This is a genomic window from Pseudomonas macauensis, from assembly GCF_047902425.1.
Lineage (GTDB): Bacteria > Pseudomonadota > Gammaproteobacteria > Pseudomonadales > Pseudomonadaceae > Pseudomonas.
This window is the reverse complement of record NZ_CP138377.1, coordinates 491,360-512,626: the sequence shown is the minus strand read 5'-3', so window position 1 is coordinate 512,626 and position 21,267 is coordinate 491,360. Positions and strand designations below refer to the sequence as shown.

General features: G+C 66.3%; 18 protein-coding genes. 9 read left to right on the top strand and 9 right to left on the bottom strand.

All coding sequences use genetic code 11. The annotated features are described in order from the left end of the window. Window positions 1–8 precede the first annotated feature (8 nt). Entirely contained in the window at window positions 9–896 is an 888-nt protein-coding gene (gene rarD, locus SD196_RS02350) for an EamA family transporter RarD (RefSeq protein ID WP_343578159.1), read from the top strand. A gap of 658 nt (window positions 897–1,554) precedes the next feature. Here the strand turns inward: rarD and SD196_RS02345 are convergent. Both SD196_RS02345 and SD196_RS02340 read right to left on the bottom strand, forming a co-directional pair. Beyond that, the gene (locus SD196_RS02345) at window positions 1,555–2,073 is read right to left on the bottom strand and encodes a glycine cleavage system protein R (protein WP_275609873.1); all 519 of its coding nucleotides are present in this window, start codon (window positions 2,071–2,073) and stop codon (window positions 1,555–1,557) included. Window positions 2,074–2,086: 13 nt separating this feature from the next. Beyond that, window positions 2,087–2,536, bottom strand: a complete 450-nt coding sequence (locus SD196_RS02340; RefSeq protein WP_343578158.1) for an N-acetyltransferase — start codon at window positions 2,534–2,536, stop codon at window positions 2,087–2,089. Window positions 2,537–2,830: 294 nt separating this feature from the next. On the opposite strand from SD196_RS02340, the gene SD196_RS02335 reads away from it, so the two are divergent. Further along, window positions 2,831–5,008, top strand: a complete 2,178-nt coding sequence (locus SD196_RS02335) for a malate synthase G (protein ID WP_416311021.1) — start codon at window positions 2,831–2,833, stop codon at window positions 5,006–5,008. A gap of 703 nt (window positions 5,009–5,711) precedes the next feature. Continuing rightward, window positions 5,712–7,241 (top strand): NCS1 family nucleobase:cation symporter-1, encoded by a 1,530-nt coding sequence (locus SD196_RS02330; protein ID WP_343578156.1) that lies wholly within the window; start codon window positions 5,712–5,714, stop codon window positions 7,239–7,241. Window positions 7,242–7,283: 42 nt separating this feature from the next. Here the strand turns inward: SD196_RS02330 and pcaD are convergent, their stop codons facing one another. After that, on the bottom strand, window positions 7,284–8,081 hold the full coding sequence (gene pcaD, locus SD196_RS02325; protein WP_416311020.1) for a 3-oxoadipate enol-lactonase: 798 nt from the start codon (window positions 8,079–8,081) through the stop codon (window positions 7,284–7,286). 97 nt (window positions 8,082–8,178) lie between these two features. On the opposite strand from pcaD, the gene SD196_RS02320 reads away from it, so the two are divergent. Continuing rightward, entirely contained in the window at window positions 8,179–9,054 is an 876-nt protein-coding gene (locus SD196_RS02320) for a LysR family transcriptional regulator (protein ID WP_416311019.1), read from the top strand. Here the strand turns inward: SD196_RS02320 and SD196_RS02315 are convergent, their stop codons facing one another. Next, window positions 9,055–9,807 carry a glutathione S-transferase family protein gene (locus tag SD196_RS02315; protein ID WP_416311018.1) on the bottom strand — a complete coding sequence of 251 codons (753 nt, stop codon included), beginning with the start codon at window positions 9,805–9,807 and terminating at the stop codon, window positions 9,055–9,057. 172 nt (window positions 9,808–9,979) lie between these two features. Between SD196_RS02315 and SD196_RS02310 the strand changes: the two genes are divergently transcribed. The 3 genes from SD196_RS02310 (at window position 9,980) to SD196_RS02300 (ending at window position 14,057) form a co-directional block, all read left to right on the top strand. After that, window positions 9,980–10,498: an RNA polymerase sigma factor gene (locus SD196_RS02310; RefSeq protein ID WP_275609866.1), complete on the top strand. Its 519-nt coding sequence runs from the start codon at window positions 9,980–9,982 to the stop codon at window positions 10,496–10,498. After that, window positions 10,495–11,457: a FecR domain-containing protein gene (locus SD196_RS02305; protein ID WP_416311017.1), complete on the top strand. Its 963-nt coding sequence runs from the start codon at window positions 10,495–10,497 to the stop codon at window positions 11,455–11,457. The genes SD196_RS02310 and SD196_RS02305 overlap by 4 nt, the downstream gene beginning before the upstream one ends. 203 nt (window positions 11,458–11,660) lie before the next feature. Further along, the gene (locus SD196_RS02300; protein WP_416311016.1) at window positions 11,661–14,057 is read left to right on the top strand and encodes a TonB-dependent siderophore receptor; all 2,397 of its coding nucleotides are present in this window, start codon (window positions 11,661–11,663) and stop codon (window positions 14,055–14,057) included. Window positions 14,058–14,288: 231 nt separating this feature from the next. Here the strand turns inward: SD196_RS02300 and SD196_RS02295 are convergent, their stop codons facing one another. Beyond that, a complete protein-coding gene (locus SD196_RS02295) occupies window positions 14,289–15,146 on the bottom strand; it encodes a protein phosphatase 2C domain-containing protein (RefSeq protein ID WP_275609863.1) in 858 nt (285 codons plus the stop codon). An 80-nt stretch (window positions 15,147–15,226) separates the two neighbouring features. Between SD196_RS02295 and SD196_RS02290 the strand changes: the two genes are divergently transcribed. Together SD196_RS02290 and SD196_RS02285 are read left to right on the top strand one after the other, a co-directional pair. Further along, window positions 15,227–16,186, top strand: coding sequence for a lyase (locus tag SD196_RS02290; RefSeq protein WP_343578149.1), 960 nt, complete (start codon window positions 15,227–15,229; stop codon window positions 16,184–16,186). 16 nt (window positions 16,187–16,202) lie between these two features. After that, entirely contained in the window at window positions 16,203–16,826 is a 624-nt protein-coding gene (locus SD196_RS02285) for a glutathione S-transferase family protein (protein WP_343578148.1), read from the top strand. Between the two features lie 275 nt (window positions 16,827–17,101). Here the strand turns inward: SD196_RS02285 and SD196_RS02280 are convergent, their stop codons facing one another. The 4 genes from SD196_RS02280 to creB all read right to left on the bottom strand — a co-directional run bounded on the left by SD196_RS02280 (window position 17,102) and on the right by creB (window position 21,210). Continuing rightward, window positions 17,102–17,401, bottom strand: coding sequence for a hypothetical protein (locus SD196_RS02280; RefSeq protein WP_275609860.1), 300 nt, complete (start codon window positions 17,399–17,401; stop codon window positions 17,102–17,104). An 11-nt stretch (window positions 17,402–17,412) separates the two neighbouring features. Continuing rightward, window positions 17,413–18,858 carry a cell envelope integrity protein CreD gene (creD, locus tag SD196_RS02275; protein ID WP_331315761.1) on the bottom strand — a complete coding sequence of 482 codons (1,446 nt, stop codon included), beginning with the start codon at window positions 18,856–18,858 and terminating at the stop codon, window positions 17,413–17,415. 241 nt (window positions 18,859–19,099) lie between these two features. Further along, window positions 19,100–20,521: a two-component system sensor histidine kinase CreC gene (creC, locus tag SD196_RS02270; protein WP_275609858.1), complete on the bottom strand. Its 1,422-nt coding sequence runs from the start codon at window positions 20,519–20,521 to the stop codon at window positions 19,100–19,102. Beyond that, on the bottom strand, window positions 20,521–21,210 hold the full coding sequence (gene creB / locus SD196_RS02265; protein WP_275609857.1) for a two-component system response regulator CreB: 690 nt from the start codon (window positions 21,208–21,210) through the stop codon (window positions 20,521–20,523). Before creB ends, creC begins: the two co-directional genes overlap by 1 nt. Between the last annotated feature and the right edge of the window lie 57 nt (window positions 21,211–21,267).

Sequence of the window (21,267 nt, the reverse complement as noted above, 5' to 3'; positions counted from 1 at the left end):
GATGTTCCATGGCTACCGCCAATCCCCGCCGGGGCTATGCCCTGGGCCTGACTGCCTATGTCATCTGGGGGCTCTTCCCGATCTACTTCAAACTGCTCGAACGTATCCCCGCGCTGGAAATCATCACCCATCGCGCCATCTGGTCCGCGGTGTTCGGCGCCCTGCTCCTGCTGGTGTGGAAGCACCCCGGCTGGTGGCGGGAACTGCGCGAGAATCCCAAGCGCATCGCCGTGCTCACCGCCAGCGGCCTGCTGATCGCCAGCAACTGGCTGGTCTACGTCTGGGCGGTGAACAACGGCCACATGATCGAGGCCAGCCTGGGTTACTACATCAACCCGCTGATCAACGTCCTCCTGGGCCTGGTGATCCTGCGCGAACGCCTGCGCCCGCTGCAGTGGGTCGCCGTGGGCCTCGCCGCATTGGGCGTGGCGCAGCAGTTGTGGCAGCTGGGCAGCGTGCCCTGGGTATCGCTGGCCTTGGCGCTGACCTTCGGCTTCTACGGACTGATCCGTAAACAGGCGCCGGTGGCCGCGCTGCCGGGGCTGGTGGTGGAAACCTGGATCCTGCTGCCGCTGGCAATCGGTTACCTCGCGCTGTTTGCCAACGGACCGAGCGTGCACGCGGACTTCTGGACTACCAAGGACGCCATCTGGCTCGCCGCTGCCGGCCCGATCACCCTGGTGCCGCTGGTCTGCTTCAATGCCGCCGCCCGCCACCTGCCCTACGCCACCCTGGGCTTCCTGCAATACCTGGCGCCGACTTTGGTGCTGCTGCAGGCCATCTTCCTGTTCGGCGAGCACCTGGACAGTACCCGTCTGGTCTCCTTCGGCTGCATCTGGCTGGCGCTGGTGGTGTACAGCGTGGACATCTGGTATCGCCTATCCCGCGGCAACTGATCAATCCTTGACCACCCTACTGAAAGTCCCGATTTTCGGGGCTTTCAGCAAGCCACCACCAGACTATCCACAGCACCATCCCGCACAAACGGGGATAAGCGCCTGGCACGGGCCCTTATCCCCAACTCCGATGCCTCAACGCTGATCCCTCGACTCGCGGGTACACCCTTCGATCATTTTTCATTCAATCTTCGCAAAGCCACGTCCCTTCTGCGATTCGGCGGAATTCCCAGTGTTTTTCCACAGGCTAATCCCCGTGCACTGTGAATCTTCCGGGGAGTGCTGACCGGATCGTGGACAACTCTTCACAAGCCGCGCAGATAAAGGCCTGCAGCCATCAGCCCACGGCCTTTCCACAGACTCATCCAGAGGTTTTGTGCACAGCGGCGGGGCGGCGCGTCCTGCGCACCTGCTCCCATGGCGGGAACGGAAGAACCGCTCAGAAAACGAGCAACGCTACCAAAGCCTCGTCACCAGTGGCGTACAGCTGGTTATCAACAGAAAGCTCACGGAGCGATCCACGCGATCTGTGCACAGCGGCGAAACCGATAGTGGATAAGCGCTGATGGACGAGACCCAATGAAAATGGGCTCTCCATGAATCCAATCACAGAGAGCCCACAGACTTATGCACAGGGCAGCGATGGAAGGTCAGCGGATCAATCCCCACTGTGGAAATTCATTTCCACCATCAGGTCGTCCGCCAGCTCCTCCAGACGCGTCTGCAGGGTTTCCAGCGGCAAGGTCAGTGGCACCGCCAGCAACGCTTCAGCGTGGAACAGCGGTTCGCTGCTCATCGGCGCCGGCAGGACTTCGGTGGTCAGGCGCTCCAGGTTGACGCCATGTTCGGTGAGCAAACGCGTGATATCGCGGACGATGCCGGGACGATCGTTGCCCACCAGGTCCAGGTGGATCGGCTTCCAGTTGCATGCCGGCTCGATGCCGCTTTCCGCCAGCAGCACGCGGATGCCGTAGGCCGACAGCCCCTGCAGGCCCTCGACCAGTTCGTCATAGCCCTCGGCGGGAACCGCCACCCGCAGGATGCCGGCGAATTGCCCAGCCATGCGTGACATGCGGCTTTCCAGCCAGTTGCCGCCATGGGCGGCGATGCACTGGGCGATGCGCTCCACCAGGCCGGGCTGGTCCGGGGCGATGACCGTGAGAACGAGGTGATCCATGGTGCAGCCTCCGTCAGGCGGAAAGATCCAGCCAGTAGGTGTAGAACTTCTCGTCGCGCCGATAACCAAGGCGTTCGTAGAGCGACTGGCCGGCACGGTTGGTCTTGGCGGTTTCCAGCATCAGGCCGCAGGCACCAGTGGCCTCGGCATGGGCGCGGCCGGCGTTCATCAGCGCCTCGCCATAACCGTCGCGACGCGCGGCTGGCATCACGTAGAGATCGCTGACCAGCCAGGCCGGCTGCAGCGTCAATGAGGCGAAGAACGGGTAGAGCTGGACGAAGCCCACGGCCAGTCCGTCGATGCTGCGGGCGATGAACACGGTGGACTGGCCCTGCTCGATGCGCGCCTGGAGAAAGCCACGGATCGCCGCATGGGGCGCGGGCACTTCGTAGAAGTCGAGGTAGCCGGAGAACAGCGGCACCAGGTCGTCGAGATCGGCGGGGGTGGCAAGTGTCACGGACATGCGGGATTCTCCAGGGCGGAGAAAGCAGTATAGGCAGGGCATGCGACGCTGGCTGCGACGGGGTGCCACAGGTACCGGATCAAGTCATTCGTATACAGTTTGAAGATTTATCTGGAACAACCCATAAAAACTTTGCGAACATATTAAGCGCTACGTGACTGAGATGCGTACTTTGGTCTAACCGCGACGCAAGCCCACTGATTTTTCCCATGGCATCATGTAGTATTTCGCGGCTCGGACTACAAGGCGATTTGCCTGTGTCCTGAGCTGGTCCTGAGCAGAGTGAGGCAAGCAATGACTGAACGCGTTCAAGTCGGTGGCCTGCAGGTCGCCAAAGTCCTGTTCGACTTCGTAAACAACGAAGCCATTCCCGGCACCGGCGTCGACGCCGGCAAGTTCTGGGCAGGTGTGGAAACCGTAATCAACGATCTGGCCCCCAAGAACAAAGCCCTGCTCGCCAAGCGCGACGACCTCCAGGCGAAGATCGACGGCTGGCACCAGGCCCGCGCCGGTCAAGCGCACGATGCGGTCGCCTACAAGGCCTTCCTGCAGGAAATCGGATACCTGCTGCCGGAAGCGGCTGACTTCCAGGCCAGTACCCAGAATGTCGACGAAGAAATCGCCCGCATGGCCGGCCCGCAGCTGGTGGTGCCGGTGATGAACGCGCGCTTCGCCCTGAACGCCTCGAATGCCCGCTGGGGCTCGCTGTACGACGCACTGTACGGCACCGACGCGATCAGCGAAGAGAACGGCGCCGAGAAGGGCAAGGGCTACAACAAGGTCCGTGGCGACAAGGTCATCGCCTTCGCCCGCGCCTTCCTCGATGAAGCCGCACCGTTGGAATCCGGCTCCCACGTCGACGCCACCGCCTACACCGTGAAGAACGGCGCGCTGGTCGTGACCCTGAAGAACGGCAGCGACACCGGCCTGAAGAACGCCGCCCAGTTCCTCGGCTTCCAGGGCGACGCCGCCAAGCCGCAAGCCGTGCTGCTCAAGCACAACGGCCTGCACTTCGAAATCCAGATCGACCCCACCAGCCCGATCGGCCAGACCGATGCCGCTGGCGTGAAAGATGTGCTGATGGAGTCCGCGCTGACCACCATCATGGACTGCGAAGACTCGGTCGCTGCCGTCGACGCCGACGACAAGGTCGTGGTCTACCGCAACTGGCTGGGCCTGATGAAAGGCGACCTGGCCGAGTCCGTGACCAAGGGCGGCAGCACCTTCACCCGTACCATGAACCCGGACCGCGTCTACACCAAGGCCGACGGCTCCGAGCTGACTCTGCACGGCCGCTCCCTGCTGTTCGTGCGTAACGTCGGCCACCTGATGACCAACCCGGCGATCCTTGACGCCCAGGGCAACGAAGTGCCCGAAGGCATCCAGGACGGCCTGTTCACCGGCCTGATCGCGCTGCACAACCTCAAGGGCAACACCACCCGCAAGAACAGCCGCACCGGCTCGATGTACGTGGTGAAGCCGAAGATGCACGGCCCGGAAGAAGTGGCATTCGCCGCCGAAATCTTCAGCCGCGTCGAAGACGTGCTGGGCATGCCGCGCAACACCATGAAGGTTGGCATCATGGACGAGGAGCGCCGCACTACCATCAACCTGAAGTCCTGCATCAAGGCGGCCGCCGAGCGCGTGGTGTTCATCAACACCGGCTTCCTCGACCGCACCGGTGACGAGATCCACACCTCCATGGAAGCCGGCGCCGTGGTGCGCAAGGGCGCCATGAAGAACGAGAAGTGGATCGGCGCCTACGAGAACAATAACGTGGACATCGGTCTGGCCACCGGCCTGCAGGGCAAGGCGCAGATCGGCAAGGGCATGTGGGCCATGCCGGACCTGATGGCCGCCATGCTCGAGCAGAAGATCGCTCACCCGCTGGCTGGCGCCAACACCGCCTGGGTTCCGTCGCCGACCGCCGCCACCCTGCACGCGCTGCACTACCACAAGGTCGACGTGTACGCCCGCCAGGCCGAACTGGCCAAGCGTGCACCGGCCTCGGTGGACGACATCCTGACCATTCCGCTGGCTCAGAACACCAACTGGAGCGCGGAAGAGATCAAGAACGAGCTGGACAACAACGCCCAGGGCATCCTCGGCTACGTGGTCCGCTGGATCGACCAGGGCGTCGGCTGCTCCAAGGTGCCGGACATCAACGACGTGGGCCTGATGGAAGACCGCGCCACCCTGCGTATCTCCAGCCAGCTGCTGGCCAACTGGCTGCGCCACGGCGTGGTCACCCAGGAGCAGGTGCTGGAAAGCCTCAAGCGCATGGCTTCGGTGGTGGACCGTCAGAACGCCAACGACCCGCTGTACCGCCCGATGGCGCCGAACTTCGATGACAACGTAGCCTTCCAGGCCGCGCTGGAACTGGTCATCGAGGGCACCAAGCAGCCCAACGGCTACACCGAGCCGGTCCTGCACCGCCGCCGCCGCGAGTTCAAGGCCAGGAACGGTCTGTAAGAACTTCGCGCTGCGATGAAAGAACCGCCCTTCGGGGCGGTTTTTTTATGGTTTCTGAAAGGTGATCGAGGGGCGGCGGGAATCATCGCGGACCTTGTCCGCGAATCCTTCAGCGTGCACCGATTTCGCGGAGAAGCTCCGCTCCTACGAGATCAAGGGCCCCTCACCCTAACCCTCTCCCGCAAGCGGGAGAGGGGACCGTTCGGTGCAGGATGAAACCACGACTTCAACCGGCACGATCTGCCCCCTCTCCCTTTGGGAGAGAGCTGGGGTGAGGGCAAGCGTTGGCACAAATATCTCAGAGGAAGACAGTTGCTCCTACAAGAGCAAGGGGCTTCAGAGAACCAACGGCACGAACTCGCAGGAAACAGAACGCGATGTTCTCGTAGGAGCTAACTTCATCCGTGATGCCCGCCGCCGCACCAGATCCCCACACGTAACGTCTGTGCACAATTTTTGTGTACAAAATCCCCATTCACACACTCGCCGCACACCAGAAAACCTGACCTGTAAGTCAATGATAAATCTGGAGAAATATTTTCCTGACCGATCAGACAGGCGCAAAGCCCGCACCAAATCAGGGCTCCTGCCGGGTCAGCCATCGAGACCGGAAAGACATCGGGACGCGCCCGGCGCGGACTGGCACGGATTTGGCTTTTGCATACAAACCTAAAAAGCCGTGCATACAAAATCCGAGTAGCCCATGAATTCCAGTCCCACTCATCTGTCCGGCGTTTCCTCCATCCAACCTGTCGACAGCGCGGCGTCCAGCCATGATGCCGCGCCAACCCTGAGCCCGCGCCTGTACAGCGCCGACCTCGCCCCGACCAAGGCCCAGGGCCGCAGCTGGGGGCGCTACAGCCTGTTCGCGCTGTGGACCAACGATGTGCACAACATCGCCAACTACTCCTTCGCCATCGGGCTCTTCGCCCTCGGCATGAGCGGTGCGCAGATCCTCGCCGCCTTCGCCCTCGGCGCGCTGGTGATCTACGGGCTGATGAACCTGTCCGGCTACATGGGCCAGAAGACCGGCCTGCCCTACCCGGTGATGTGCCGGATCAGCTTCGGCATCCATGGCGCCCAGGTTCCGGCGCTGATCCGCGCGGTAATCGCCATCGCCTGGTTCGGCATCCAGACCTACCTCGCCTCGGTGGTCCTGCGCGTGCTGCTCACCGCCATCGCACCCGACCTCAAGCCCTACGACCAGAACTCGATCCTCGGCCTCTCCACCCTGGGCTGGATCACCTTCCTCGGCATCTGGTGCGTGCAACTGGCGATCTTCGCCTACGGCATGGAAATGGTGCGGCGCTACGAATCCTTCGCCGGCCCGATCATCCTGGTCGCCTTCGCCACCCTGGCGGGCTGGATGTACTGGCGCAGCGGCCTGTCCATCTCCTGGTCCAGCGGCAACGCGCCAACCGGCTCGACGATGTGGCTGAAAGTGTTCGGCGCCGCCGCGCTGTGGGTGTCGCTGTACGGCACCATGATCCTCAACTTCTGCGACTTCACCCGTAACTGCCCGGACCGCCGCACCATCAGCGTGGGCAACTTCTGGGGCTTGCCGGTGAACATGCTGGGCTTTGCGTTGATCGCCGTGGTGCTGGCCGGCGCGCAATTCAGCATCGACGGCAAGCTGGTGCAGGGGCCGACCGAGATCGTCGCCGCCATCCCCAACACCGCCGGCCTGGTGCTGGCCTGCCTGGCGTTCCTGATTGTCACCGTGGCGGTGAACATCATGGCCAACTTTGTAGCCCCGGCCTACGTGCTCACCAACCTCGCGCCGAACCTGCTGAACTTCCGCCGCGCCGGCCTGCTCAGCGCCACCATTGCGGTGCTGATCCTGCCGTGGCACCTGTACAACAGCCCGGCGGTGATCGTGTATTTCCTCGGCGGCCTGGGCGCCCTGCTCGGCCCGCTGTACGGCATCATCGTCACCGACTACTACCTGGTGCGCCGTGGCCGGGTGAACCTGCCGGAGCTCTACAGCGAAAGCCGCGAGGCTGCCTACCACTACCGCGGCGGCGTCAACCTGCGGGCCGTGGCGGCCTTCATTCCGGCGGCGCTGATCGCCATCGTGCTGGCGCTGGTGCCGGCATTCGACGCGCTGTCGCAGTTCTCCTGGTTCTTCGGCGCCGGCCTGGGCGCGCTGATCCACTACGCCCTGGCCGACCGCAAACGCAGCTATGCGGAGGTTTCCGGTGAGCCCATCGCGGTGGATGCGGCGCACCACTGATCTGGCGACAAGACAAAGGCCGCCCTCGGGCGGCCTTTTCGTTCAGAGCGCCAGCAGGAAATCCAGCACCGCGCCCTCGAACTCGCGGGGAAACTCGATGTTCGACAGGTGCACCGCCGGTAGCGTCAGCAGGCGCGCCCCAGGAATCGCCTCGGCGATCAGCTCGCTGTGGCTGGCGGCGGTCACGGTGTCGAACTGCCCGGCGATCACCAGTGTCGGCAGGCGAACCGCCTTCAGCGCTTCCCGCAGATCGGCCCCCTGGACGGCGGCAAAGGAACCGGCCAGGCCATGCCGGTTGGTCGCCAGCAGCGTGGCGCGGAACGGCTCCACTTCCGGCCGCCGCTGCGCCAGCCAGGACGCCGGGAACCAGTTGGCGAGGAAGGTGGCGGCGGTGCCTTGCAGGTCTTCCGCGTCCAGCACCTCGGCAATGCGCGCGTCCCACTGATCCTGCGGCCCGAGCCAGGCGGAAGTGTTCGCCAGCACCAGCCGCTCGACGCGTTGCGGCGCATTCACCGCCAGCCACTGGCCGACGAATCCGCCGAGCGAGAGACCGAGGAAATGCGCGCGCTGTACGCCGAGCGCATCCAGCAGCTCGATCACGTCTTCGCCCAACCGCGCCAGCGAATAGGGCCCCGGCGGCACGCTGGACGCACCATGGCCGCGAGCGTCATAGCGCAGCACGCGGAAGTGTTCGGTCAACGTGGCGACCTGCCCATCCCACATGTGCAGGTCGGTGCCGATGGAGTTGGACAGCAACAGCAGCGGCAGCCCGGCGGCGCCGTCGAGGCGGTAGGCGATGCGGGCGTTGTCGCGGGTGGTCAGGTAGTGCAGCGAGCTCATGGGAGCGTCTCCTCGAGTGAATGTGGAGACGAAGGTAGTTGCGGCAGGATTCCGAAGAAATTACAAAGACCTGAACCAGATTGTCAGGAAAGCTGACATGCACGATTTCACCCTGCACGACCTGCACTGCTTCGACGCCGTCGTCGAGGCGGGCGGTTTCCAGGCGGCGGCGCAGCGACTGCACCGTTCGCACCCGGCGATCTTCGCCGCCGTCGCCCGGCTGGAGGGGCAATTGGGCTTCGAACTGCTGGACCGCAGCGGCTACCGCGTCGGCCTGACCGCCGCCGGGGCGTCCTTCCACCGCCGCGCCCAGGGGCTGCTCCGCGAGCTGGGCAACCTGCGTGACCACGCCGCGCACCTGGCGGCTGGCGAGGAAAGCGAACTGCGCGTAGTGCTCGGCGACTTCTGTCCACGTCCGGCGCTGCTGGAAAAGCTCGCGCGTTTCTTCGCCGAGGAACCGCAGACGCGTCTGCAACTGTATTTCGAGAGCGTCAGCGGCCCGCTGGAGCGGCTACTGGATGACGATGCCGACCTGATCCTGCACCGCGTGGAAAAGGCCGACCCGCGCCTGGAATGGATCGACCTGGGCGACGTCGATTTCGTCCCGGTGATCGCACCAACGCTGCTTCCGGATAGGGAAAACGTCACCCCCGAGCACCTGCGCGCGCTCACCCAGTGCGTGATGCGCGACAGCGCCCGGCACTCGCCGCCGGTGGACTACTTCACCCTCGACGGCGCGCCGCAATGCACGGTGCCGGACCAGGCGATGAAGAAGGAACTGGTGCTGCACGGCCTGGCCTGGGGCCACCTGCCGCGTCACCTGATTGGAGAAGAACTGGCTGCTGGGCGCCTGCGCGACCTCAGCGGTGCGCAGCTGCCCGGCCGCCGCGAGGAACTGGTCGCCGCGCGCCGCCGCGACCGTTCCCACGGGCCGGTGGCGCAGCGGCTCTGGCGCTTCCTCCAGCAAGCCTGATCAGCTGCGGCTCATCGGCCCGCGCACCGGCTGCTCGCGCATGTGGCTGGTGGCGCTGACCGGCGCACCAGCGGCCAGCAGGGCCTCGCGCTGCTGCAGGATCGGCGTGCGGGCAATGGCGCGTTCGAACGGGTTGAGCTTCTGGAACGCCGGCAGCACGAAGGCGGCGTCGAGCATCGCCGCCAGCTTCGGCCAGCGCTGGGCGTCCAGCTCGTAACGGGCGAACTGCGCGTTGCGCATGAAGCAGGCGACGCTGATGTCGGCGATGGAGAGCTCGCCGAACAGCCAGCCGCTGGCCGGCAGCTGCGCCTCCAGGTAGTCGAACACCGCCGGCAAGTCCTGCTGGTAGGTCTTCTCCAGCAGCGCCGCATCCGGCTCCCGGCCCCACACGCCACGGCCGATCACCAACTGGTCGAACAGTTGCCAGATCACCACCTGGCCCATGCGGGCGTCGGCGAACTCCTCGATCCAGCGGGCACGGGCTCGCTCGGCGATGTCCGCCGGGTACAACGCGGGCTGTGGATAACGCTCCTCCAGGTACTGGCAGATCACCGAGGAATCGTTGAGCACCAGGTCGCCGTCCACCAGCACCGGCACCTGACGCAGCGGGCTCAGGCGCTCGAATTCGGCGTTGCCGTAGAAGGGCACGACGGAATCGACGCAGTAATCCACGCCCTTGAGTTCGAGCATGACCAGTGCCTTGCGCACGTAGGGCGAGAGGTAGGAGCCAATGATCAGCAGAGGTTCGCGCATGTCGGTTGTCCGCCAGAAGGAAGAGGATCGATTGTAGAACGCCGTCGATCCATCGGCGATCGACCGATAAAAGCCGACGAGCGTGATTGCAGCGCCAGCGGCAGTCTGCGATCATTTGCAAATAGTTCTCGTTACTAAATTAGTGCCCGACCTGGGCATGGGGGAGCAAGGGGTGTCGGCCGTCCAGATTGGCAATGGCGAACGCGTTGGAGTGCTGTACCGCGATCATCGCGACTGGCTGACCGCCTGGCTCAACCGCAGCCTGGGCTGCGTTCAGCGCGCCGAAGACCTGAGCCAGGACACTTTCGTCCGCGTGCTCGGCCGCCGCGAGCTGCCGTCCCTGCGCGAACCCCGCGCCTTCCTGGTGACCATCGCCAAGGGCCTGCTGGTGGACCACTGGCGCCGCGTAGCGCTGGAACAGGCCTACCTGGAAGAGCTGCACCATCTGCCCGAGGCCGTGCAGCCTTCAGCGGAAGAGCACTGCCTGATCCTCGCCGACCTGCGCGAAATCGACCGCCTGCTGGGCAGTCTGTCCACCCGCGCACGCCGGGCCTTCCTGCTCAACCGCCTGGACGGCCTGGGTCACGCCGAGATCGCCGAGCTGCTAGGCGTCTCCGTGCCGCGCGTGCGTCAGTACATCGCCCAGGGCCTGCGCCAGTGCTACATCGCGCTGTACGGAACGCCGACGTGAAAGGTCCGGTCTCCCTGCGCGTGCTCGACGAGGCCATCAGCTGGCAGTTGCGCCTGGGCTCTGGCGAGACACGCCCCGATGACGAGGCGGCCTTCAGCCGCTGGCATGCCGAGCACAGCGAGCACGCGCGGGCCTGGAGCCAACTGGGGATGCTCGACCGCAACCTCGCCGGCGCCGCGCCCCTGGCGGCGCGCAACGCCCTGCTGCGCTCACCGCGGGAGGCACGGCAGAAGGTCCGCCGACTGGCGGGCAGCGGCCTGTCGCTGCTGCTGGTCGGCGCGCTGGCCCTCAGCGTGGGCAACCGTTACCTGCCCGTGCAGTACGCCTTCTCCGACCTGCTCACCGGCACCGGCGAGCAACGCGAGCTGCGCCTGCCCGACAACACTCTGGTCAAGCTCAACAGCCGCACCGCCGTGGACGTGCGCTTCGACGCCGAGCAGCGGCGCATCGTGTTGCTCAGCGGCGAGATTCTGGTGGAAACCGCCCACGGCGACAGCCGGCCCTTCATCGTCGAGACCCGCGACGGCCGCCTGCGCGCCCTGGGCACGCGCTTCCTGGTGGAGCGCGACGGCGAAGACGGCACCCTGCTCAGCGTCCTGCACTCGGCGGTTGCCGCACGCCCCGAACAGCGGGAGGAGGAAAAGGTCATCGCCCAGGGCCAGCACGTGCGCGTAAGGCCTGACGGACTCGGCCCGGTAGAGGCCAACAGCGCCGTCGCCGACGCCTGGACCCGCGGCATGCTGGTGGTGGACAACGTGCGCCTGGCCGAGCTGGTCGAGCGCCTGTCGCGGGAAAGTCCGGGCTACCTGGGCATCGACCCGGCGGTGGCCGACCTGCGCATCACCGGCAGCTTCCCGCTGCACGACATCGGCCTGGCCCTGAGCTCACTGGAGCCGAGCCTGCCGGTGCGGATCGAGAAGCACGGCCCCTGGTGGTCGCGCGTAGTACCCCGCCGCTGAGGACCGCATTCCTGTAGGACCGAGGGGGGCGCCTAGCCCTTGCTCGCGAACAGAACATCCGGCGCACCGGCGTTATGCGGTTCGCGAGCAAGCTCGCTCCTACGAAGAGCATCCCCCAAAAAAATTTTCACCCAGCCCTATCACTTTTCATTTCTCGCTCGGCAAGGAGGCATCGAGAACGTTTCATCCAGGAGTCGTTGTCCATGCGCCGCCCGTTCGACCTTTCGCTCCGCCCCTGCCTGCTGGCCACGGCCATCCTGCTGGGCTCGCCGGCTTTCGCTGCCGATGCGCAGCGTGACTACCAGCTGCCAGCCGGCCCGCTGTCCAGCACCCTCAACCGCATTGCTGCCGAAGGCGGCCTGAGCCTGAGCCTGGACCCGGCATTGGCCCAAGGCCGCAGCGCCCACGCGGTGCACGGCCGCTTCGATACCGTCGGCGCGCTGCGCCAGGCACTGCAAGGCACCGGGCTGGATCTGGTGGAAAGCGGCTCGGGCAGCTACAGCCTGCGCCCGGCGCCGGACGACACCCTGTCGATGTCCGCCACCACCATCAGCGCCGCCCAGGAAGACCCGGACGGCCCGGCGGTCGGCTACGTCGCCACCCGCTCGCGCATCGGCACCAAGACCGATACGCCGATCCTGGAAACCGCCAAGTCGATCTCCGTGGCAACCCGCGAGCAAATGCAGGACCGCGCGGTGCAGAACATCGACGACGCCGTGCGCTACATGCCCGGCACCGTCGCCAGCAGCTTCGGCAGCGATACCCGTTCCGACTGGCTGCTCGTGCGCGGCTTCAAGCCCACCCAGTTCCTCGACGGCCTGCCGATGGCCACCGGCATCTATGCCAACCCGAAGCTGGAAACCTGGGACCTGGAGCGCGTCGCCATGCTGCGCGGCCCGGCCTCCTCGGTTTACGGCCAGACCCCGCCCGGCGGCCTGCTGGACATGAGCAGCCTGCGCCCGCAGGCCGAGCAGTCCAATACCGTCCAGGTGCAGGGCGGCAACTACAACCACAAGCAGATCAACTTCGACAGCACCGGCCCGCTGGATGAGCAGGGCAACCTGCTCTATCGCGTCAGCGGCGTGGCGCGCGACAGCAACACGCAGATCGACCACATCCCGGACAAGCGCTACAACCTCGCGCCGAGCCTGACCTGGAACGCGGACGACGACACCAGGCTGACCTTCCTCAGCCAGTTCACCCGCGACGATACCGGCATCACCACCCAGTTCCTGCCGCTCAAAGGCACCAAGTACGACGCGCCCTTCGGCGACATCTCGCACCACAAGAACCTGGGCGACCCGGACTGGGAAAACTACGACCGCACCACCTACTGGCTGGGCTACAGCTTCGAGCACCGCCTGAACGACGTCTGGCAGTTCCGCCAGAACCTGCGCTACATGAAGAACGATCTGTCCTTCGATGCCCTGACTCCGGGCGGCTACCTGGAAACCGTCAGCGACGACGGCACCCTCAACCGCGTCAGCACCTCGGTGGACGAGGACGTCACCCAGTTCGTGGTGGACAACAACTTCCAGGCCGACTTCCACACCGGCGCGCTCGCGCACACCGTGCTGCTGGGCCTGGACCACAACCGCAACAACACCAACTACCTGGCGATCTACGGCTACAACGTTCCGCCGACCAACGTGAACGATCCGATCTACGGCCAGCCCATCGTCCGTCCACCGCGCTCCGATGCCTACTACGACTACAACCAGAAGACCTTCCAGACCGGCGCCTACGTGCAGGACCAGATCGCCCTCGACAACTGGCGCCTGACCCTGGGCGGCCGCCAGGACTGGGTGCACACCGGGACCGAATTCCACAACAAGGGCGACGCCACCAGTACCGAGTCGGACAGCAAGTTCAGCGGCAACGCCGCGTTGAGCTACCTCTTCGACAATGGCGTGGCGCCGTACCTGTCCTATGCCGAGTCATTCCAGCCGGCCAGCGGCGCCGACGTCTCCGCCACCGAGTCGTTCAAACCCACCGAAGGCAAGCAGTGGGAACTGGGCGTGAAGTACCAGCCGCCGGGCAGCGACACCCTGCTGACCGCCGCCGTCTACGACCTGCGGCAGAAGAACGTGAGCGTGACCGACAACGTCGGCGGCGTCTCCGTCACCAGCCAGACCGGCGAAGTGAAGGTCACCGGCCTGGAGCTGGAGGCCAACTCCAACCTGAGCGAAAACCTCAAGCTGATCGGCAGCTACAGCTACACCGACACCGAGGTGAAGAAGGGTATCTACGCCGGCAACCGCCTGCAGCGGGTGCCGCGCAACCAGGCCGCACTGTGGGCCGACTACACCTGGCACGCCGGCACCCTCGACGGTTTCGGCGTCGGCTACGGCGTGCGCTACGTGGGCGACACCTATGGCGACCAGGCCAACTCCTACGACGGCTACACGGGCTCCTACACCCTGTACGACGCCGCGGTGCACTACGACCTGGGCAAGCTCTCCAGCGGCCTCGATGGCGCGTCGGTACAGGTCAACGCCACCAACCTGTTCAACAAGGACTACATCTCCACCTGCGACGGCTACTACTGCTACTACGGCGACCAGCGCAAGGTGGTGGCGAGCCTGACCTACAAGTGGTGATGAGAGGGCGCCTGCCCCAGCCACGGAGCGAATCGGAGGCCAGGTGTACCGGCGTATAACCGCGAACGGTTATACGCCCTACGCCAGGGTCGAGCTCACCGTAGGGCGTATAACGCTCCGCGTTATACGCCGCCTGACCATGGCCAGTCCCGACTCGAGGCCACTCGGCCCGGATCGCGGACGGAGTCCGCTCCTGCGTAATTGCCACCCGGCCGCGCTGCCGGGTAACGCTCAGCGGCGCATTTCCCCCCAGACCACACTGGCATCGTCGTGAATCTTCAGGCGCGGATGCTCCAGCGCCTGGCCATCGGCGGACTCCAGCGCGCGCAGCTCATCGATCAGCGCCTCCACACCGCGCTCGGGCAGCGCCGCGAACAGCGCCTCCAGGTCATAGCGGCGGAACTCCAGCAGGCGGTCGAAGCCGTCGGTCACCAGCATGAACGCCTTCAGCCGCGCGGGATCGAGCACGCGCCGCTGCACCTGTCCCAGCCAGCGGTCGGTCGGGTCGAGCACCCAGTAACCCTGCGCCGTGTTGGCCAGCGCCCGGTTGCGCCGCACCCATTCGCGGCTGGCCTGGAACAGTTGGGCGTGGCTCCAGTCCGGATGCCTCTCGCGCAGCGCCAGCAGGCGCTCCACCGATTGCCGGTCCAGTTCCTCCAGCGGTGTGTCGCCGAAGCTCTCCACGCGTCCGTCGTCCCAGGCCAGGTGGATGCGGCTGTCGCACAGGTTGAGCAACTCCAGCGCGCCGTCGTCCAGCACCCGCAGCAGGCTCAGGCAGGCCGAGGGCAGGTCCAGCTCCGCTGTGGCGGCAACACCCGCGTCACGCCGGAAGTCCTCGGCGATGCCCTGCTGCAAGGCCCGCAGCAGCGCCTCGGTCGGCAACCCCGGCTGGTCCTCCAGCAGGCGCTGCAGGTGACCATTGGCGCACTGCGCCAGCCAGCGCGCATCGCTCTGCACATCCACCAGCCCCGGCCCCAGGCTGGTGGCGCCGTCCAGCACCCAGGCCGCGCCCGCGGTATAGCCGATGGCGTCGTCATTGACTGGCGAACCCTGGCGGCACGCCGCCCCCAGTAGTTGTATCGTTGTCACGCGCTTCACTCCTCCATATCGCCGAACGCCAAGCCCGGCGTACAGTCTCAGCCAATTCCGGACCCGCCAAGGAGAGCCCCATGTCCACCACCCTGCGCGCCCTGCCCCTGCTGCTCGCCGGCCTGTTGCTGGCTGGCGGCGCCGACGCCGCCAGCGTGAAGTACTTCGACCTGCCCAAAGGCTCCGGCCCGCACGATGTCGCCCCCACGGAGGACGGCAAGATCTGGTACACCGCGCAGCATGCCGGCGCGCTCGGCCGGCTCGACCCGCAGACCGGCGCCACCGAGCAGGTCGACCTGGGCAAGGGCTCCGCGCCCCACGGCGTGGTCGCCGGGCCCGATGGCGACGCCTGGATCACCGACGGCGGGCTCAATGCCATTGTCCACGTCGATCGCGAACGCCTGGGAGTGGAAGTCATTCCGCTGCCCAAGGAGGCGGCCAAGGCCAACCTCAATACCGGTGTATTCGATGACGATGGCATTCTGTGGTTCACCGGCCAGAACGGTTTCTACGGCCGCCTCGACCCCGCGACCCGCGAACTCAAGGTCTGGGCGGCGCCCAAGGGCAAGGGGCCGTACGGCATCGCCGTGACGCCCGACGGCGAACTCTGGTACGCCTCGCTGGCCGGCGACTACCTCGGCCATATCGACCCGGTCGGCGACAAGGTCACCCGCATCGACACGCCCAGCTCCGGCAGCGGCCCGCGCCGGCTGTGGTCCGACTCGGTCGGGCGGCTGTGGATCAGCCAGTGGAGCGACGGCCGGCTGGCACGCTTCGATCCGGACAACAACCAGTGGAAAACCTGGAAGCTGCCGGGCGATCATCCGCAGCCCTATGCTCTCTACGTCGACGCCATGGACCAGGTCTGGCTGAGCGACTTCGCCAGCAACGCCATCCTGCGCTTCGACCCGCAGAGCGAACGTTTCACCGCCTATCCGAGCGACCGCGAGCACGCCAACGTGCGCCAGTTGCTGGGCCGACCAGGCGAGGTCTGGGGCGCCGAATCCGGCACCGACCGCCTGGTGGTCATCCACGAATGAACGCCGAGGAGAACCCATGAGCGTCCGTCCCATCCTGTTCCACGCCGCCGCCTCGCCCTTCGTGCGCAAGGTCATGGTCCTGCTGCACGAGACCGGTCAGCTCGACCAGGTCGAACTCTACGCCGCCGTCCACACCCCCATCGCACCGGACGCCGGCGTGCTGCGGGACAACCCCGCCGGCAAGATTCCCGCCCTGCGGCTGGCCGACGGCCAGGACCTGCACGACAGCCGGGTGATCTTCGAGTACCTCGACCAGCAGCACAGCGGCGAGCCGCTGATTCCCCGTGAAGGCCCGGCCCGCTGGCGGCGCCTGACCCTGGCCTCGCTGGCCGACGCGGTGCTGGATGCCGCCGTGCTGATCCGCTACGAGACCGCCATGCGCCCGCCGGAAAAGCACTGGGACACCTGGCTCGACAACCAGCAACTGAAGATCGTCCGCACCCTCGCCTACTTCGACGGCCCGGCCCACACCGAACTGGCCGAACGCTTCGACGTCGCCGCCATCGGCGTGGCCTGCGCCCTCGGCTACCTGGACTTCCGCCAACCACACTGGGACTGGCGCGCCGAGTACCCGCGGCTGGCCAAGTGGTTCGCCGAGGTCAGCCAGCGGCCTTCGCTGCAGGCGACCGTGCCGGCCTGATACCCATTACGCAATGCCACCGGAGGAGCGAGCCGGCGAACTCCAGACCCGCCATCCGGCACCGCCCAGCCCCCTCTCCCTCTGGGAGAGGGTTGGGGTGAGGGGCAAGCCCCAGTGCCCAAAGTCACGAGCAACGCCGGTTCGGCACACCACCCGCCGCTGAAACCGCTCATCCCGCACCACCCGCGTGCCCTTCACTTCCCCGAACAACCCGGCGATCCGCCGTGCCAGCCGCCGTCCCATCTCACGCTCCTCGCGCAATCCGCGCCAGGCGCTCATGACTTGTTCCCCAGGCGGTAGATCGGCAGCGCCAGCAGCAAGCCCATCTGCGCAACGCCCATGCACATCTCCAGGAAGGAGCGCACATGGGGATTGTGCGCCGCGTCCTCCACCCCGCTGAGCTGCTCCCAGAGTCCGCCCGGCAGCAGCAGGGCAAGGTGCGCCAACGGCTTGCCGCTGGCGACCAGCAGCGCAATCCAGTCGAAGCGACCGAGCAGCATCAGCACCGGCAGGCACAGTCCGGCGAGCAGCAGGCCAACCAGCAGGCACAGGGAAAAACGCATCAGATTCGGCATCTCGATTCTCCTCAGCGCTGCACGCGCACTTCGTCCAGGGAAAACTCCAGGTCATCGCCGCGCGCCGGCTTGCCGATGCCGTACCAGTCCAGCCGGCGGGTCAGCACCATCACGCCACCGAGCACGCCGAACAGCAGCAGCGAGCCCATCAGCAACGCGTAGTCCTCGGCGCTGAGCAGCGCGTAGAGCATCCCGTAGAGCCCGGCGAGCCCGACGCTGAAGCCGGCGCCGCGCCACAGACTGTGCAGCACATGACAGAGGTAGAAGCCGATCAGCCCGACACAGGCGCCGGCGGAAATCAGGTAGGCCAGCTCGAAGCCCAGGTGCTCGGACAGCGACAGCAGCAGCAGGTAGAACAGCGCCAGCGCCATGCCTACCAGGGCGTACTGCACCGGGTGCACGGCCAGGCGCTTGAGCACTTCGAAGAGGAAGAAGCCGGCGAAGGTGAGGCCGATGAACAGCAGCGCGTACTTCACCGCGCGGTCGGTCTTCAGGTACTGGTCTACCGGGTCCACCAGCGCCACGCCGAAGCGGTGATTGCCGAATTCGCTACACACCGCCGGAGCGACGCGGACCAGGTCCGAGTCATCCGCGGTCACCGCGCGGGCGGCGTCGGCCTGGGACGGCGCCGTACAGGCTTTGAGCTGTTCTTCCAGGTTGGTGGCGAAGAAGCTGGTACGCCAGCGCGCACTGAACCCCTGGTCGCTGGTGCTGCGCTCGGTGGGCAGGAACTCGCCACCGAAGCTCGGGTGCGGCCAGTCCGAAACCAGGTTGACCTGGCTGTCGCGGCCGACCGGGATGATGTCCAGGCGACTGCTGCCCAGCAGCGACAGCTCGAAGGCATAGTCGAAGCGTTGCTCACGGTCACTCGCCTTGAACGGCAGGACGGCGTGCACGCCGTTGCCGAGGAACTGGCTCTGGGTGCCGGGCTGGAAGTCGCGCAGTTCGCCTTCGACCTTCAGTTTCGGCGCGTTCTCGATGCCGCGCACATCGCTGATGCCCACCGCCAGAAGGGGGGCGTCGAAGCGATAGCTGTCCAGGTCGCTGCTGATGCCGTAGTTGGCCGGCAGCACGAAGCCGCCGCTGACCTTGCTGTCGGCGTGGTACAGGCGCGCCTCGTAGATGCCGCGATGGCGTACCTCGGTGCGCATCTGCCCGTCGAGCAGGAAGGTCTCCGGCAGGAAGAACAGGCGGCCGCGCACCTCGCGCTCCTGCAGCACGCGCTGCTGGCTGCCCTTGTCGATGCGCCAGCTGCGAACGGTGCGGCTGTAAGGCACGATCACCAGCGGCCCGGTGAGTTGCTGACTGTAGCTGGCGCTGCGGGCGATGTCCTGCAGGACCTCGTCGCGGTAGTTCTGACGCTCGTCGACCAGACCGTCGATCATCAGCAGGGGGATCAGCAGGAGGACGATCAAGAGCGCGATGGCGCCGAGCTTGATGCCGAGTTGGCGATTCATGGGGAGGGCTCTCCGTGGGATGGGGACGGGGAGAGCTTGGGGCGCGGACATGGGGGCGCCGGGAGTGGAATGTGGAGAGTCTGTGGAGTTTGTGTGGAGGGTGGCGCTGCCGTAGGGCATACAACCGTTCGCGGTTGTACGCCGTTACACCTTGCCTCCTCGGCGCCTCCGGGGCTGAACACGGAGTGCACTGAGATCTAGGTCAAACGGCGTATAACGTCGAACGTTATACGCCCTACGCCTAGCCCTGCGCCGGGATCGACAGACTCGCCCGCACCCCACCCTCGGCGTTCTCGACGCGCAGCTCACCGCCATGCAGCGCCGCCACCTCGGCGACGAAGTTAAGCCCGAGCCCGGTGCTCTTGCGCCCGCTGGAGGGGCGCGGCAGGGAGTAGAAACGCTCGGTCAGGCGCGGCAGGGCAAAATCGGGAATCGCCTCGCCCTGGTTGAACAGTTCGACGCGCCAGCCGTTACCTTCCGGCTGCGCGTCGAAACGGATGGCGCCGCCCGCCGGGGTGAAATCCAGCGCGTTGTCCAGCAAGTTGCCCAGCGCCTGGCGCAGCAGGAAACGCTCGCCCAGCACGCTCACCTCCTGCGGAATATCGTTCGCCAACTGCACAGCCTGCACCCGCGCCAGGCGCTCGGCGATCAACTCATCGGCCAGCTCGTGCAGGTCCACCGGCACCCGCTCCTCCAGGCCCTGGCGCTGCTCCACCTGGGCCAGGTTCAGCAGGCGCTCGATCAGCTGCTGCAAGCGCTCGCTTTCCCCGGCGATGTTGCCGACGAAGCGCGCACGCTGCTCGGCCGGCATCTCGCCTTCGAGCAGTTCCGCCGCGCCACGGATCGCCGCCAGCGGGCTTTTCAGTTCGTGGGTCAGGGTGTGCACGTAGCGCTCGACGTAGGCCTTGCCCTCCAGTTGCACGCGCATGCGCTCCACCGCGCCGGCCAGTTGCGCCATCTCGCCGCCCCGGTAGCGCGGCAGCTCGGCGCGCTGTCCCTCGCTGACCGCCTGGGCGTAGCGGGTCAGGCGCTCCAGGGAGCGGCTGAGCCACCAGGACAGCAGCGCGCCGACCAGCAGGCCAAGGACGATCAGGCCCGCGCCCAGCCAGGCGAGGCGACGCTGCGAGCGGTCGATGTAAGGTTGCAGGGTGCGGTTGGGCTTGGAGACCGAGACCACGCCGATGATCTTCTCGCCATCGCGGATGGGCGCGGCGACGTACATCACCGAGGACTCCGGATCGTCCGCCGACTCGCGGCTGGAGCGCGCGCCGTACTGGCCGCGCAGGGTCAGGTAGACGTCGTTCCAGCGCGAATAGTCCTGGCCCACCGCTTGCCCGAGGGAATCCAGCAGGACGATGCCGCGCGCATCGGTGACGTAGATGCGGTGGTTCACCGCCGTCTTGTTCACCCCCCAGATGTCCGCCTGCGGGCTGCGCGCGCCATAGGCGCGAAGCATCTCGGGAAGCCGGCTCTGGTCGAGGGTACCGTTCTTCACGTCGGCCTGCAGCACCTCGGCCAGCAGGTTGGCGGTGTCCACCAGGGTCTCTTCGCTGGACTGGCGCACGCCGGGGCGGATCTCGTCCATCACCGTGCGCAGAACGAACCAGCCGGTCAGCCCGACGAAGAAGAAGTAGACCAGGAAGATCCGCAGCGACAGGCGCATCAGCTCTTGTCCGGCGCGTAGCTGTAGCCCAGGCCGCGATGGGTCTGGATCGGCTCGGCGGTGGCGGCGACCTGGCGCAGCTTGGCACGCAGGCTCTTGATGTGGCTGTCGACGTTGCGCTCATAGCCGGCGTCAGCGGCCACGCCCAGCGCATCGAGCAACTGCTCGCGGCTGAACACCCGTTCCGGGCGCGCCAGCAGGGTCTGCAACAGGCGGAATTCGTGGCGGGTCAGCGTCAACGGCTGGCCGTGGTACCGGATCAGCACCCGCTCCTCGTCCACCTCGAACGGACCGTTGCCGGCAGCGGCGCTGGCGGGCGTCTCGCGCGGCGCGGTGCGCTTGAGGATGGCCTTCACCCGCGCGGCGACTTCGCGCGGGCTGAACGGCTTGACCACATAGTCGTCGGCGCCGATCTCCAGGCCCACGACGCGGTCGATCTCGGCATCGCGGGCGGTGAGGAAGATCACCGGCACCTCGGAGAAGCGCCGCAGCCGTTTGCAGGCTTCGAAGCCGCTGATGTCCGGCAGGCCGACGTCGAGGATGACCAGGTCGAAGGCCTCGCGCTGCAACCGCTCCAGCGCCACGCCGGCCAGGCTCAGCCAGGTGGTCTCGAAGCCCTCGGCCTGCAGCGCGTAGAGCAGCGTGTCGGCGATGGCGGCTTCATCTTCGACGATGAGGATGTGCGGCATGAGATTCCGGCTCCGTGGAAACTGCCGGCACGGTGCCGCAAGCCCGGCACCGCGTCA